The 14,523-nt window shown below is 67.6% G+C and carries 16 protein-coding genes and 1 pseudogene; 10 read left to right on the top strand and 7 right to left on the bottom strand.

Features of this window, described 5'->3' with window-relative positions:
• Nucleotides 1–177: pseudogene (locus CQY20_RS31000) on the top strand (IS30 family transposase); the annotation flags it as partial.
• An 88-nt stretch (nt 178–265) separates the two neighbouring features.
• Here the strand turns inward: CQY20_RS31000 and CQY20_RS30995 are convergent.
• The 3 genes from CQY20_RS30995 to CQY20_RS30985 all read right to left on the bottom strand — a co-directional run bounded on the left by CQY20_RS30995 (nt 266) and on the right by CQY20_RS30985 (nt 3,560).
• The gene (locus tag CQY20_RS30995) at nt 266–1,120 is read right to left on the bottom strand and encodes a TIGR02569 family protein (protein WP_097944742.1); all 855 of its coding nucleotides are present in this window, start codon (nt 1,118–1,120) and stop codon (nt 266–268) included.
• Between the two features lie 70 nt (nt 1,121–1,190).
• Nucleotides 1,191–2,369 (bottom strand): adenylyltransferase/sulfurtransferase MoeZ, encoded by a 1,179-nt coding sequence (gene moeZ / locus CQY20_RS30990; RefSeq protein ID WP_097944740.1) that lies wholly within the window; start codon nt 2,367–2,369, stop codon nt 1,191–1,193.
• Between the two features lie 99 nt (nt 2,370–2,468).
• Nucleotides 2,469–3,560 carry a DUF3152 domain-containing protein gene (locus CQY20_RS30985; protein ID WP_174814673.1) on the bottom strand — a complete coding sequence of 364 codons (1,092 nt, stop codon included), beginning with the start codon at nt 3,558–3,560 and terminating at the stop codon, nt 2,469–2,471.
• 144 nt (nt 3,561–3,704) lie between these two features.
• Between CQY20_RS30985 and CQY20_RS30980 the strand changes: the two genes are divergently transcribed.
• A complete protein-coding gene (locus CQY20_RS30980) occupies nt 3,705–4,358 on the top strand; it encodes an HTH-type transcriptional activator FasR (protein WP_097944738.1) in 654 nt (217 codons plus the stop codon).
• Here CQY20_RS30980 and CQY20_RS30975 read toward each other — a convergent pair.
• Nucleotides 4,345–4,596 (bottom strand): DUF3107 domain-containing protein, encoded by a 252-nt coding sequence (locus CQY20_RS30975; protein ID WP_097944736.1) that lies wholly within the window; start codon nt 4,594–4,596, stop codon nt 4,345–4,347. The two genes, CQY20_RS30980 and CQY20_RS30975, sit on opposite strands and share 14 nt — an antisense overlap.
• Nucleotides 4,597–4,900: 304 nt before the next feature.
• Here CQY20_RS30975 and CQY20_RS35005 point away from each other — a divergent pair, with 304 nt between their 5' ends.
• The gene (locus CQY20_RS35005; RefSeq protein ID WP_097944734.1) at nt 4,901–5,665 is read left to right on the top strand and encodes a hypothetical protein; all 765 of its coding nucleotides are present in this window, start codon (nt 4,901–4,903) and stop codon (nt 5,663–5,665) included.
• 93 nt (nt 5,666–5,758) lie between these two features.
• On the opposite strand, the gene CQY20_RS30965 is transcribed toward CQY20_RS35005, so the two are convergent.
• Nucleotides 5,759–6,454 carry a ferritin-like fold-containing protein gene (locus tag CQY20_RS30965; RefSeq protein ID WP_097944732.1) on the bottom strand — a complete coding sequence of 232 codons (696 nt, stop codon included), beginning with the start codon at nt 6,452–6,454 and terminating at the stop codon, nt 5,759–5,761.
• Between the two features lie 226 nt (nt 6,455–6,680).
• On the opposite strand from CQY20_RS30965, the gene CQY20_RS30960 reads away from it, so the two are divergent.
• Both CQY20_RS30960 and CQY20_RS30955 read left to right on the top strand, forming a co-directional pair.
• The gene (locus CQY20_RS30960) at nt 6,681–8,165 is read left to right on the top strand and encodes a DEAD/DEAH box helicase (protein WP_097944730.1); all 1,485 of its coding nucleotides are present in this window, start codon (nt 6,681–6,683) and stop codon (nt 8,163–8,165) included.
• Between the two features lie 15 nt (nt 8,166–8,180).
• Nucleotides 8,181–9,395: an Rv3212 family protein gene (locus tag CQY20_RS30955; protein WP_097944728.1), complete on the top strand. Its 1,215-nt coding sequence runs from the start codon at nt 8,181–8,183 to the stop codon at nt 9,393–9,395.
• Between the two features lie 108 nt (nt 9,396–9,503).
• On the opposite strand, the gene CQY20_RS30950 is transcribed toward CQY20_RS30955, so the two are convergent.
• Complete coding sequence (locus CQY20_RS30950; RefSeq protein WP_163700770.1) at nt 9,504–10,307, bottom strand: ParA family protein; 804 nt, start codon at nt 10,305–10,307, stop codon at nt 9,504–9,506.
• A 50-nt stretch (nt 10,308–10,357) separates the two neighbouring features.
• On the opposite strand from CQY20_RS30950, the gene CQY20_RS30945 reads away from it, so the two are divergent.
• From CQY20_RS30945 to CQY20_RS30935, 3 genes are read left to right on the top strand one after another with little or no spacing between them, the layout of a single operon-like run.
• Nucleotides 10,358–10,969, top strand: a complete 612-nt coding sequence (locus CQY20_RS30945) for an acid phosphatase (protein ID WP_097944726.1) — start codon at nt 10,358–10,360, stop codon at nt 10,967–10,969.
• On the top strand, nt 10,966–12,063 hold the full coding sequence (locus tag CQY20_RS30940) for an isochorismate synthase (protein ID WP_097944724.1): 1,098 nt from the start codon (nt 10,966–10,968) through the stop codon (nt 12,061–12,063). Before CQY20_RS30945 ends, CQY20_RS30940 begins: the two co-directional genes overlap by 4 nt.
• Nucleotides 12,060–12,533: a GNAT family N-acetyltransferase gene (locus CQY20_RS30935; protein WP_097944722.1), complete on the top strand. Its 474-nt coding sequence runs from the start codon at nt 12,060–12,062 to the stop codon at nt 12,531–12,533. Before CQY20_RS30940 ends, CQY20_RS30935 begins: the two co-directional genes overlap by 4 nt.
• Here the strand turns inward: CQY20_RS30935 and CQY20_RS30930 are convergent.
• On the bottom strand, nt 12,488–12,928 hold the full coding sequence (locus CQY20_RS30930; RefSeq protein WP_097944720.1) for a hypothetical protein: 441 nt from the start codon (nt 12,926–12,928) through the stop codon (nt 12,488–12,490). The genes CQY20_RS30935 and CQY20_RS30930 overlap by 46 nt on opposite strands.
• Nucleotides 12,929–12,978: 50 nt before the next feature.
• Here CQY20_RS30930 and CQY20_RS30925 point away from each other — a divergent pair, with 50 nt between their 5' ends.
• Entirely contained in the window at nt 12,979–13,938 is a 960-nt protein-coding gene (locus CQY20_RS30925) for a diacylglycerol/lipid kinase family protein (RefSeq protein ID WP_097944718.1), read from the top strand.
• Between the two features lie 252 nt (nt 13,939–14,190).
• Entirely contained in the window at nt 14,191–14,445 is a 255-nt protein-coding gene (gene whiB1 / locus CQY20_RS30920) for a transcriptional regulator WhiB1 (protein ID WP_003882795.1), read from the top strand.
• Nucleotides 14,446–14,523: the final 78 nt, after the last annotated feature.

Raw genomic sequence — 14,523 nt, 5'->3', positions numbered from 1 at the left:
CAATACTTTGCTAAAGGCACCGACCTATCAGTGTTCCCGGCCGACTACCTCGACTACGTTGCCGCCCAACTCAACACCCGACCCCGCAAAACCCTCGGCTGGAAGAAACCCGCTGAAGTCCTCGACGAGCTACTCTCAAACCCGCCAAAACCACCCGCTGTTGCATCCATTGCCTGAAATCGCCCCAGGAAGAGGCGGACATTAGCGTCTGCTCGCGGTGAAGAAGCTCGCGGAGAAGAAGCTCGCGGTGAGAACGAAAAAGTGACTACAGGATCAACCGGACCAGCGCAGCGCTACGCGCCAAACCGGGAAACGCCGCCGCGGTGGAGCGCGGATGCAGCGCATGGACGGCGAGTCGAAACATCAATGCGCGCAACAACATCTGCGGCCACTCCGGAAGCGAAGCCCACCGCTCGAGAAGCCCGTCGTCGGCGTCACCCCACGACAACGCGTCGACGACGGCGACGCCCGCTGCCCACGACGCGGGCCGCCAGTAGGGCGTGATGTCGGTGATGCCCGGCGCGGCGGTGCCGGCGAAAAGCACTGTGCCGTAAAGATCTCCGTGTACCAGCTGATGCGGGCTCTTGGTGGGCTTGCGCAAGGTGGCGAGCTGATTGATCAGCTCGATGGAGCGCTGTCCATCCGCCGAACCCGGCGACACGCGCGCACCCGGCGGCAGCGAATGCAGCGGCCGCTCCTCCCACGCGGCCCGGTCGGCGGCGATGAACACGTCGACGTCGGACCACGGCGCGACGGGCGGCTGGGTGAGAAAGCGCGGACGCTCCAGCTTGGCCGTCGCCTCGTGCAGGCGCACCGCGGCGGACACGACCTCGTCGTGGCGCGGTTCGGGGGTGCCAGCGACGAAGGTGTCCGCGCGCCAGCCCGCCACCACGTAGCGCCCGTCGGTGGATCGCACGGGTCGCGCCAGCCGGACGCCGTCGACGAACAGCGTCTCGCGAACCTTCGCCGACCAGGCGGCGCGGGCGTGGTCGGCAACCATCGAGAGGACGACTTCGCCGCATCTCCAGCCGCCCTCCCATCCCATTCCGAGTTGGACGGGGCGCAGGCCACTGAGGCCAAACGCCGCCATCACATGCTCTGGCGGGCGTTCCTCAGTCACAGCGTCAGGCTACCGTCGCCTTCCACCGGAATGGCTTCGCTGCCGGGTTGTGTCGCGTCGTGAGCAAACCTCAGTACATGACCATGTCGGGCTCGAGCTGTTTGCCCCACGCCACGATGCCGCCCTGCACGTGCAGGGCATCGGAGAAGCCGGCCTTCTTGGCGATGGCCAGCACCTCCGCCGAACGCACACCCGTCTTGCAGTAGAACACCGGCGTGCGGTCCACCGGGAGCTTCGACAGCGCCTCGCCGGTTTCGAACGCCGACTTCGGGATCAGTTCGGCGCCTTCGATGTGGTTGATGTCCCACTCCACCTGTTCGCGCACGTCGATCAGCGCCACCGGCTTGCCGGAATCCATCATCTCGCGCAGTTCGCGCGGGGTGATGGTGGAGTCCGCTGCGGCCTCGGCAGCCGCATCGGACACCACGCCGCAGAACTCCTCGTAGTCGATGAGCTCGGTGATCTTCGGCGTCGACGGGTCCTTGCGGATCTTGATGGTGCGGTAACTCATCTCGAGCGCGTCGTAGATCATCAGCCGCCCCAGCAGGGGTTCACCGATGCCGGTGATCAGCTTGATCGCCTCGGTGCCCATGACGGAGGCGATCGAGGCGCACAGGATGCCCAGCACGCCGCCTTCAGCGCAGGACGGCACCATGCCCGGAGGCGGCGGCTCGGGGTAGAGGTCGCGGTAGTTGAGGCCGAGGCCGTTGGGGGCGTCTTCCCAGAACACCGAGACCTGGCCCTCGAAGCGGTAGATCGAACCCCACACGTACGGCTTGCCCGCCAGCACCGCGGCGTCGTTGACCAGATACCGGGTGGCGAAGTTGTCGGTGCCGTCCAGGATCAGGTCGTACTGCTTGAACAGATCGACGGCGTTGTCGGGCTCCAGCCGAAACTCGTGCAGGCGCACGTCGACCAGCGGGTTGACCTCCTTGATGGAGTCTCGCGCGCTCTCGGCCTTGCTGCGGCCGATGTCGGAGACCCCGTGGATGATCTGGCGCTGCAGGTTGGATTCATCGACGACATCGAACTCGACGATCCCGATGGTGCCGACCCCGGCGGCGGCGAGGTACAACAGCGTCGGCGAGCCGAGGCCGCCGGCGCCGATGACCAGCACCTTGGCGTTCTTCAGACGCTTCTGGCCGTCGAGTCCCAGGTCGGGAATGATCAAGTGACGGCTGTAGCGCGAAACTTCATCGCGCGTCAGTTCAGCCGCTGGTTCGACCAGCGGCGGCAACGGTGTGGACACCGATCCTCTCCTCGATTCGAAGTCGGGGGCTGCTTTCCATCACAGCAGCTACCGACAGCAACGGCAATTACGGTCCAGAGCTTCCCTGCCGACACCCCGCTACGGGATGGGGTACGGCCACGGGTTGGGCTTGCAGGTCTTTCCGTCCGGCTTGACCCACTCCGGGTCGAAGCGGGCGTTGTCGTTATCGCTGGTGGAGAACGTCTGCTGCATCATCACCGGCGCGAGCTGGCCGTTTTCGCCGCACGGCTCGTGGCGCTGATAGCCGATCGCGTGGCCGACCTCATGGTTGATCAGATACTGCCGGTAGGCGCCGACGTCCCCCTGGAACGGCACCGCCCCACGCACCCAGCGGGCCTCGTTGATGAACACCCGCGGCTGGCCACCGGGCCCGTAGGCCGGGTTGAAGCACGACGTCTCGATCGGGATCTCGTAGCCGCAGCCCTCGCGCAGCGTCATCGGGGTGGTCAGCGACACCCGGAAGTCGGGGTCGCCGCTGTCGACGCGAATGAAGGCGAATTGCGGGTTGTGCGTCCAGCTCTTCGGGTTGGACAGCGTTTGGCTGACCATCCGCGCGAACGCTTCGTCGCCGCCGAACGAGGTGGTGTCGATGCCGTCCTCGATTTCGACGGTGTAGGTGAAGACCTTGGTGGTGCCCTCGCCGACCTTGGCTTCCGTGCCCGGCACGATGTGCCAGGTCTTGGCGCCCGCCTCGGTGTAGGGCCCGCCGTCGGGCAGGATGCCGGTCGGCAGGTTGGCGTCGAACTGGGTCAGCCCTTTGGGCGGAGCGCCGACGATCGATGTGCTGGCCGCGCCGAGGGTGGGCGGCCCCTGCGCGGGACCCTGATCCTCCTCGCCCGCAGGGACACTGGTCCCGGTGACCGTCGTGTAGATGACCCACACCGTCAGAGCGACAAGGGCCGGCAGCGCGTAGGCACGCCAACCGTAGGTCGACACGAAACGCCCCAACCACGACTGTTTGCGCCAGCGGCGGTGCTCCTCGCGGTTGGACCTGGGCCGCCCGGAACTCTCGGCGAGAGGATCACGCTGGGCGCGCAGCGGTTCACGAAATTCGTCGCGCAGCACAGGGACCCTGCCCAGGCTCGGTTCGGGCTCGCGACGCTCTCGTTTTGCGGCGTTTCGGGTGCTGTCTCCGGCGCTCCGCGTGCGACGCCCCGGATCGTAGGTCACCGAAACAGAATGGCATAGAGCGCCGAAAATGCGCTTCTGCCGCGCCTTCCGGAGACAACCATGCAGCCGTCCTGAAGCGCACCGTCACGCTTGGGTAGTACTGTCGATGCGACGAGGCCGGAGTTCGGCCAGATAGAGGGAGTGATGAGCGATCTCGCCAATGCCACCCAACCGAGGGGCGGCGCGACGGCTGCCAATCGGCGTGGTGGCCGGCTGCCCCGTGACGAGCGTCGCGGGCAGTTACTCGTCGCTGCCAGCGAGGTTTTCGTTGACCGCGGCTATCACGCGGCGGGCATGGACGAGATCGCCGATCGCGCCGGTGTCAGCAAACCGGTTCTCTATCAACACTTCTCATCGAAACTCGACCTGTATCTGGCCGTGCTGGCGCGCCACGTCGACAACCTCGTGAGCGGTGTGCGCCAGGCGCTGCGCACCACCACAGACAACCGGCAGCGGCTGCGCGCTGCGGTGCAGGCGTTTTTCGACTTCATCGAGCACGACAGCCAGGGCTATCGGCTGATCTTCGAGAACGACTACGTCACCGAGCCGCAGGTGGCCGCGCAGGTCAAGGTGGCCACCGAGGCCTGCACCGACGCGGTGTTCGACCTGATCAGCCGCGACTCCGGGCTCGAGGCGCATCGCGCCAGGATGATCGCCGTCGGATTGGTGGCCATCAGCGTTGACTCGGCGCGCTATTGGCTCAACAACGAACGGCCGATTTCGAAGGACGACGCGGTGGAGGGCACTGTTCAGTTCGCTTGGGGCGGACTGTCACACGTGCCGCTCACCCGGTCTTAGCCGTCTCCAGACCGACGCCGAAGCCGACCCGACGGACGTCGGCGGCGCCGATTTCGACATAGGCGATCTTGGATGCCTGCACCAGGAATCGCCTGCCCTTCTCGTCGGTCAGTGCGAGCACGCCGCTCGAGTCCTTTGCCAGCGCGTCGGTGATCAGCTTCTCCACCTCGGTGGGAGACTGCGCGCTGTTGAAGGCGAGCTCGCGCGGGCTGTCCATGACACCGATCTTGACCTCCACGCTGGACCCTTTCGTCATCTGCGTTTTGAATGCGTTCTGATTTGCGGTTCTGATTGCGTTCGAAAGCGTTTCTGGTGCGTTTCGAATGCGTTCTTCCCAAAAGGCTAGTGGACGACGCGCGCCGCCGATCCGCGGCGCCCGTTCGCGGCTAGCGAAGGCGCACACGCCCATTCGACGGACCGACATCGGAGCGCGAGCGAACTGAGTCCGGACCGTGACCAACACGCGAGAATGTCAACCTCATCCGTCACTTCTGCATCGATAGCATCAGCGTGCATTAGTCGAACTGACGGGGATTAAGCGCATGAACAGGCATTCTTCGCCCTGGATGACCGGATCGGTCAGCCGCTCGCACGGTCGCGCCGCCACAGCCGACCCTGACACCCGTGAGGCGGCCGACTACGACTACGCCGAGGATTACGAGGATTTCGACGCCTACGCCGAGTACGAGCAGGACGACGGGGTCGAGGACTACGACCTTTACCAGGAACCCGACGACCGGCGCTGGCTGTGGGTGGCCAGTGTGGCCGGCATCGTGCTGCTCATCGCGGTGGCGGGCACGCTGATGATCCTGTCCGGCGGCGACAGCGGCACCACAACGGCGACGGTGTCGCCGTCGACCAGCGAGGCCGCACCGTATCCGAGTGAGGCGCCGAAGCCCAGCGCCAGCCGGGCGCCGTCGGCCACCGCGCTGCCGCCGGAGACCATCACGAGCGTGACACCGACGCCGACGCCGTCGGCCGCCGCGCCGACCACGAGCGCCGAGCCGACCGAGGCCGCGCCGCCGCCGGCAGCCGAGGGCCGCACGGTGACCTACACCGTGACCGGCAATCGCCAACTGTTCGACCTGATCACGATCATCTACACCGACGGGCGGGGCGCGTTGCAGACCGACGTCAACGTCGCGCTGCCGTGGACCAAGCAGATCACGCTCGATCCCGGCGTGACGCTGACCTCGGTGACTGCGACCAGCGTCGCCGGTCAGCTCAACTGCGCCATCACCGACGGATCGGGCGAGACGCTGGCGGTGCAGAACAACAACACGATGATCGCCAACTGCACGCGCTGACGGCCGCGGCCGCCCGCCGAGATCGACGAAAAGGCGCGATCTACTCGACCTTTTACGCCCATACGTTGGTTTGGGCGTAACGGGAGGTCGCGGTCAGGCGAGGCCGAGTTCCTTCATCCGGGTGCTGTGCGTGTGCTGCAGCCGGTCGAAGAACTCGGTCAGGTGGCCCAGCCCGTCGGTGCCGGAGACCACCAGATCGACGAGCTCGTCGTGGTCGGCGAGCACGAACTGCGCCTGGGTGATGGCCTCGCCGAGCAGCCGCCGCGACCACAGGGCCAGCCGGTGACGCTGCTTCTGGCTGGAGGTGACCGCGGCGCGCACCTCCTCGACGACGAACTGCGAGTGCCCGGTCTCCGAGAGCACCGCGCGCACCACGCCTGCCACCTCGTCGGGCAGCACGTCGGCGATCTCCAGGTAGAAGTCGGCCGCCAGCGCATCACCGATATAGGTCTTCACCAGCGCCTCCAGCCAGGTGCTCGGCGTCGTCAACCGGTGATAGTTCTCCAGCGCCGGCGCGTACTTCGTCATCGCGGGCACCACGTCGATGCCACGCTGCTCCAACGCGTCGCGCAGCAACTCGTAGTGGTTCATCTCGGCGGCGGCCATGCTGGCCATGTTGATGCGGCCTTGGAGGTTGGGCGCCATCCGCGCTTCCTCGGTGAGCCGGTAGAAGGCGGCCACTTCGCCGTAAGCCAACAGCGCGAACAGCTCGTTGACTCCGGGATGGTCGGCCGACACGCCTGAGGTGGCCAGATGCTTCGGTGATGCCGCAGGCTGCGTCGAATTCATGGGCCCAACTGTAGACCGCGACCGGCCGTGCGACGCTTCGGCAAAGTCGACCGGTATCATGGGGTCAGGCGGTGGCCTCGACCATGAGCCGCTACCTAAGAAATGTGCGTGCACGCAGTTGGCCCGCCTACCTCAGCGCAGGGCCCCCGCGAAGCTTTCTCGTCATAACTCGTGCGCGCGTGGAAACGCAATGAGGAATGACGTTGAAAGGTTTCATTCATTTAGCATGACTGCACTCAACCCAACATTTGCCAAACTCGGAGTCCGCGACGAAATTGTGCGCGCACTCAGCGAAGATGGCAAAGAACACACGTTTGCCATCCAGGAACTGACGCTGCCGCTCGCGCTCAAGGGCGACGACCTCATCGGCCAGGCCCGCACCGGCATGGGCAAGACCCTCGCCTTCGGTGTGCCGCTGCTGCAGAAGATCTCCACCGACACCGAACGTCCCCTGACCGGCGCTCCCCGCGCGCTGGTCGTGGTGCCCACCCGCGAACTGTGCCTGCAGGTCTCCAGTGACCTCGCCGCCGCGGGCAAGTACCTGACTGTGGGTGACCGCAAGCTGTCGGTCGTGTCGATCTACGGCGGCCGGGCCTACGAACCGCAGATCGAGGCCCTTCGTGCGGGCGCCGACGTCGTCGTCGGCACCCCTGGCCGGCTGCTCGACCTCACCCAGCAGGGCCACCTGCAGATCGGCGGCATCAGCGTGCTGGTGCTCGACGAGGCCGACGAGATGCTCGACCTCGGCTTCCTGCCCGACATCGAGCGCATCTTGCGACAGATCCCCGAGACGCGGCAGTCGATGCTGTTCTCGGCGACGATGCCGGACCCGATCATCACGCTGGCGCGCAGCTTCATGAATCAGCCGACGCACATCCGCGCCGAATCGCCGCAGAGTTCGGCCGTGCACACCACCACCGACCAGTTCGCCTACCGCGCGCACGCGCTGGACAAGGTGGAGCTGGTCAGCCGGGTGCTGCAGGCCCGTAACCGTGGCGCGACGATGATCTTCACGCGCACCAAGCGCACCGCCCAGAAAGTCGCCGACGAACTCGCCGAGCGCGGCTTCAAGGTCGGCGCCGTCCACGGCGACCTGAATCAGGGCGCCAGGGAGAAGGCGCTCAAGGCGTTCCGCACCGGCGAGATCGACGTGCTGGTCGCCACCGACGTGGCCGCGCGCGGCATCGACATCGACGACGTCACGCACGTCATCAACTATCAGATCCCCGAAGACGAGCAGGCCTACGTGCACCGCATCGGCCGCACGGGACGCGCGGGCAAGACCGGCGTCGCTATCACCTTGGTCGACTGGGACGAACTGGCCCGCTGGGAACTGATCGACAAGGCGCTCGGTCTCGGGCACCCCGATCCGGCCGAAACCTATTCCAGCTCACCGCATTTGTACGAGGAGCTGGATATTCCGAAGGACGCCACGGGCACCGTCGGGCCGGCCAAGACGCCCAAGACCGCCAAGCGGCCGCCACGCGACTCCGCCGAGAAGCAGTCGCGTCCGCGCACTAGGTCGCGGCGCCGCACCCGCGGCGGCAAGCCGGTGACCGGCCACCCGGACACCGAGAAGGCCGCCGCGAACGGCAAGCCCGCCACGAACTCGGACACCGACGCCGAGACCGCCGCCGACGGCGACAAGCCCGCCCGCAGGCGCCGTCGTCGGCGCCCGCGCAAGGCTGCTGCCGCGGCCGCCGCTAACTAGCGGACCCGGCCAGCCATGGTGAAACCCGAGCGTCGCACCCGGGCCGACCTGCTGGCCGCCGCTGCGATCGCCATTGCGATCGCCGTCGTCGCAGTGCTGGTCTGGTGGACAAGCGACGCGCGGGCCACGATCAGCCGGCCCGCCGCATCGCCGGTGAAGACGCCATCCCCGGCCAAGACGGTGCCCGCCACCCTGCGCGAGCTGTGGTCGGCGCCGAGCCCGAAAACGACGTTGCCGGTGGTGGCCGGTGGCGCCGTGGTGACCGGCGACGGCCACGAGGTCGACGGGCACGACCCGGAAACCGGCGCGGTGCTGTGGAGCTACGCACGCGACCTCGATCTGTGCGGCGTCACCTCGGTGTACAGCTACGCGGTCGCGGTCTATCCCGACAGCCGCGGCTGCGGGCAGGTCAGCACCATCGACGGGCAGACCGGCATGCGCGGCCCGAGCCGCACCGCCTACGCCGACCCCCAGGTCGCGCTGTCCACCGACGGGACGACGGTGCTGTCGGCCGGTCAGAACCGGCTGGAGTTGTGGCGCTCCGACATGGTTCGGATGATCAGCTACGGCAAGCTGGACGCCCGCATCAAACCCGACGTGCCCGGCCCGGTGCTGTGCCGGCTGGAATCTGCGGCCGCAAGCACGGCTGCGGTGTCGGTGCTGGAGGCCTGCCCCGACCAGGCTGGTCTGCGGCTGACGATCCTGCGGCCCGCCAAGGAAGAAGACACCCCCGACCTCAAATACGTGCCGCTGCCCGACGTCAAGGACAACACCGGCGCCCGCGTCGTCGCGGTCTCCGACACCACCACCGCGGTCTACGTGCCGACGCCGCGCCCGTCGCTGATGATCATCGACGACACGGGGTCGACGACGGCGAACCTGCCGCTGCCGAAGCCGGCCTCGCCCGAGGCGGCCGCCACCCGGCCCGGCGACCTGATCACCTGGTGGACCGGCGACGCGGTGATGGTGTTCTCCGCCAACGGCATGCAGTACCGCTACACGATCGGGCCGGCCGGTCCGCACGTGCCGATCGGGCCGGCGACCATGATGGCCGGCAAGCTGATCGTCCCGGTCAGCGACGGCGTCGGCGTCTACGACCCGGTCACCGGCGTCAACGAGCGCTACATTCCGCTGCGCCGCCAGGCAAGTGAATCCGCGGTGGTCCCCGGCGTCGCCGGTTCGGTCCTGCTCGAACAGCGCGGGCCCACGCTGGTCGCCCTCGGCGGCTAGATCTTCCCCCGCATCTTCCCCCGCGCTTCCCCGCGAGACGGAATCTAGGCAGGCGTCCTGTCGCACTTTTGCTGCAAGGAGTCCGTTTCGCGGTCGTGAGGGGAGCGGCTAGATCTCCGGGGTGAACGTCGGCATCGGCTTGCCGTTCTTCCAATGCCTGAGCAGCGCCGCGGCCAGCTCCCGATAGGCGCCGGCACCCTTGTTCTTCCGGCTGGCCAGCACAGACGCGCCTGACGCCGTCGCCTCGGCGAACCGCACCGTGCGCGGTATCGGTGGGGCCAGCACCGGCAGGTCGTAGCGGTCGGCGACATCGAGCAGCACGTCGCGGCTGTGCGTGGTGCGCGAGTCGTACAGCGTCGGCAGCGCGCCGAGCAGTTCGAGGTCAGCGTTGGTGATCTGCTGGACATCGTTGATCGTGCGCAGGAACTGACCGACGCCGCGGTGCGCCAACGTCTCGCACTGCAGCGGCACAATCACCGAGTCGGCGGCGGTCAGGCCGTTGAGTGTCAGCACGCCGAGCGAGGGCGGACAGTCGACGATCACCACGTCGTAGTCGTCGGCCAGCTTGGCCAGCGCCCTCTTGAGGGCGTACTCGCGGCCGGCGCGCATCAACAGCATGGCCTCCGCCCCCGCGAGGTCGATGTTGGCCGGCAGCAGCGCCATTCCCTCCGACGTCGAGACCACCGCGGTCGCGGGCTCGACCTCGCCGAGCAGCACCTCGTGGATCGAGACCGGCAGTTTGTCGGGGTCATGGCCCAGCGAAAACGTCAGACAGCCCTGCGGGTCCAGGTCGACGAGCAGCACCCGCTTCCCGGCTTCCACCATCGCGGCACCCAACGACGCCACCGTCGTCGTCTTGGCTACCCCACCCTTTTGATTGGCGACCGCAAGTACTCGCGTCACGCCTCCCATACAAGCATGCACACCTCCGCCGCCGCGTTGCGTGAGGCAGAATCGTCGAGGTGAGTGTCGACCAGCACCGTCTGCTGCTATTGCGTCACGGCGAGACCGAGTGGTCGCGCAGCGGCAAGCACACCGGCCGCACCGATCTCGAGCTCACCGAAAACGGCCGCCAGCAGGCCAAGGCCGCAGGCGCCACGCTGTCCCAGCTGGACCTGCACGACCCCTACGTCATCAGCAGCCCCCGCAAACGCGCCGCCGTGACCGCAGAGTTAGCGGGCCTGCGCGTCGACGAGGTCAACCCGCTCATCGCCGAATGGGATTACGGCGACTACGAGGGCACCACCACCGACGAGATCCGCAAGGCGGTGCCCAACTGGCTGGTGTGGACCCACGGCTGCCCCGGCGGTGAGACCACCGCGGCGGTGTGTCGGCGCGCCGACCAGGCGATCGAGCTGGCGTTGACGCACATGGAATCGCGCGACGTCGTCTTCGTCGGGCACGGCCACTTCTCCCGCGCCGTGATCACCCGCTGGGTCAATCTGCCCGTGTACGAAGGCATCCGCTTCGCCATGGCGGCGGCGTCGATCGCCGTATGCGGTTTCGAGCACGGCGCACGCCAAGTCAACGCGCTCGGCCTGACCGGGTTTCCCCACCCCACCGTCGTCACGTGACGCGCGAGCCGAGCTTCGTCCTCGCCAGCGCCGGAAGCACCGTCGTCGCCGAGGGGGTGCAGACCGCGTTCAAATCCATCCCCGACGCGCTCGCCGCGCTGAAGTCGCACAGCACACCGATTGTGGTGGGCGCCTTGCCTTTTGACATGTCGAGGCCGGCTGCGCTGATCCGGCCGCAAGACGTGCAGTTCCTCGACGCCTTGCCCAAGTGGCCGTTGCGCCCCCTGCCAACGGTGCGGATCGCCGAGATGCTGCCTGGGCCAGACGAACACCGCGCGCGCATCGAGGCCGCGCTGGCGCGGTTGCGCGATCCCGACTGCGCGCTGCACAAGGTGGTGCTGGCCCGCGCGCTGCGACTGGCCGCCGACGGCCCGATGGATGCGCGCACCATCGTCGACCGGTTGGCGAAAGCCGACCCCGGCGCCAACTCCTACCTCGTCGACCTCACCGCGGCAGGCGGTGAGTACTCGGGCACCGCGTTGGTGGGCGCGACACCGGAACTGTTGGTGGCCCGGCGCGGCGACCGGGTGGGCTGCGCGCCGTTCGCCGGCTCGGCGCCGCGGCTGTCCGATCCGGAGGCCGACGAGGCCAGCGGCCGGGCGTTGGCCGAGTCCGCCAAGAACCGCCACGAGCACGAACTGGTCATCGACGCGGTCCGCAAGGCGCTCGATCCGCTGTGCGTCGACCTACAGATTCCGCCCACACCGCAGCTGAGCCGCACCGCAGCGGTCTGGCACTTGTCCACCCCGATTACCGGACGGTTACGCGAAACATCAACCACCGCTTTGGATCTCGCGATCGCCTTGCACCCGACCCCTGCAGTCGGCGGCGTCCCGACCGATGCCGCGGTCGAGTTGATCAGCGAGCTGGAGGGCGACCGCGGTTTCTACGCAGGCGCGGTGGGCTGGTGCGATCAACGCGGCGACGGCCGCTGGGCGGTGTCCATCCGCGGCGCTCAACTGTCGGCCGACCGCCGCACCGCATACGCTCATGCCGGCGGCGGCATCGTCGCCGGATCCGATCCTGACGACGAAGTCGACGAGACCACAACGAAATTCACCACGATCCTGTCGGCACTGGAGGCAGAACCATGACCATCCGCCGCGCCGGGCCCGGCGATGAGGCAGAGTTGACGGCGATGATCCACGAGCTGGCCGCGTTCGAGCGGGCCAGCCACGAATGCACTGTCACCGAAAGCCAGTTGCGGACAGCGCTTTTCGGTGACTCGCCGGTTCTGCACGGCCACATCGCCGAAGTCGACGGTCAGGCCGCGGCGGGCGCGCTGTGGTTCCTCAACTTCTCGACGTGGGACGGCGTCGCGGGTATCTATCTGGAAGACCTGTTCGTGCGGCCGCAGTTTCGTCGTCGCGGGTTGGCGCGGGCGCTGTTGTCCACCTTGGCGCGCGAATGCGCCGACAACGGCTACAGCCGGCTGTCGTGGGCGGTGCTGGACTGGAACGTGGACGCCATCGCGCTCTACGACTCCGTCGGCGGGCGCCCGCAGAACGAGTGGATCACCTACCGGGTGTCGGGTCCGGAGTTGTCGGCGCTCGCATCGTCGTGACCCTGCTCGTAGTCCTGCGCGCCCAGCCACTGCACGGCTGACGGGCTGAACAACAGCACCAGCGTGATGAGCGCGACGACGGCCACGGCGGCGCCGTATACCCACTGATCGGAGCCGACGCCCATGTACCACGCCACCGGAAGCAGCAGCAGCTGGGCGAACACGGCCACGCCGCGGCCCCACCGGCGTCCGGTCCACAGTGCCCAGGCCGCGGCCAGCACGCAGCCGCCGATGATCGCGAACCAGGCCGCGGTGCCGTACTTGTTCAGCCCGGCCTCTTCTGCGCCACCCAGCCCGCTGATGACGTAGACCACCGCGGCCACCACGCCTGCGACGCCCTCGAGGCCGACGAGGACCGCTGCCTGCCGAACGGTTGTCGGCGACGGAACCACCACGACGACGAGCGTAGAGGTATCGCGACGGGCCTTGGATAGGCTCAGGCGTTGTGCGCGCCGTGCTGATCGTCAACCCCAATGCGACGTCGACCACCCCAGCCGGTCGCGACCTCCTCGCCCACGCGCTGGAAAGCCGGGTCAAGCTCACGATCGCCCATACCGACAGCCGCGGCCACGCCATCGACATCGCCCGCCAGGCGGTCCGTGACGGCGTCGACATGCTGATCGTGCACGGCGGCGACGGAACGGTGAACGAGGTCGTCAACGGGGTGCTGGGCGAATGTGGCCGCACACCCGATCCGGACGCGCCTGCCGTCGCGGTGGTGCCCGGCGGCTCGGCCAACGTCTTCGCGCGGGCGCTGGGCATCAGCCCCGACCCGATCGAGGCCACCAACCAACTCATCGACCTGCTAAGCGAGCACCGCAAGACGGGGACGTGGCGTCGCATCGGGCTGATGGATTGCGGCGAACGCTGGGCGGTGTTCACCGCGGGGCTCGGCGTCGACGGGGACGTGGTGGCGGCGGTGGAGGCCCAGCGCAGCAAGGGCCGCACGGTCACCGCCTCGCGGTATGTCCGGGTGGCCGTGCGGGAGGCGCTGGCCAGCGCCCGCAAGGAGCCGTCGCTGACGCTGTATCTGCCCGACCGGGAGCCGGTGAGCGGCGTGCACTTCGCGTTCGTGTCGAACGCGAGCCCGTGGACCTACGCCAACACCCGCCCGGTGTGGACGAATCCGACGACGGCGTTCGAGACCGGCCTGGGGATATTCGCGACGACCAGCATGAACGTCTGGGCCAACCTGCGGCTGGCGCGGCAGATGCTGTCGAAGAAGCCGAAGCTCGCCGCCAAGCATCTGATCCGGGACGACGATTTGCCGTGGGTGCGGGTGACCAGTGAGGCGCCGGTGGCCTGCCAGATCGACGGCGACTATGCGGGGCTGCGCGAGGACATGACGTTCCGGGCCGTCCCTGAGGCACTCGGCGTGGTCGCTCCACCCGCAAAAGGCCTCTGATCTGCTAAAAGGGCCGCGGGAAGGCTTATTTAAGGCGCAGGTGGGTTGAGTTTAGTACACCCGGGTGAGGCGAAATCGGCCAACTGATCTTAGTGAGATACCCCACGTGTTTCCGGACGCTATTGACACCTGTTCAGCCGGTGGGCAGCATCGAAGTAAGCAACAGTGCAGAAACAATTTGTATGCACCCGTTAACAGCCGAAGAATAGCTCGTGCGCCCTGCTGCGCACATAGTGAGGAGAGTTAGACAACATGGATTGGCGCCACAAGGCGGTCTGTCGCGATGAGGATCCGGAACTGTTCTTCCCGGTGGGGAACAGCGGCCCGGCCCTTGCCCAGATCGCTGACGCGAAGCTCGTGTGCAACCGCTGCCCGGTCACCACTGAGTGCCTGACCTGGGCGTTGGACTCGGGCCAGGACGCGGGCGTGTGGGGCGGCATGAGCGAAGACGAACGGCGCGCCCTCAAGCGTCGCAACGCTCGCACGAAGGCTCGCACCGGCGTCTAGCTGTACCGAGTCATGACGTTGGTGTCAGTCGGCTGATCGGTGGGAGGCCGCCGAGTGCGCTGTGGCGTCGTTGAGTGT

Origin of the sequence: Mycolicibacterium agri, from assembly GCF_002553505.1 — a bacterium.
GTDB lineage: Bacteria > Actinomycetota > Actinomycetes > Mycobacteriales > Mycobacteriaceae > Mycobacterium > Mycobacterium agri.
This window is presented reverse-complemented; position numbering and strand designations above follow the sequence as displayed.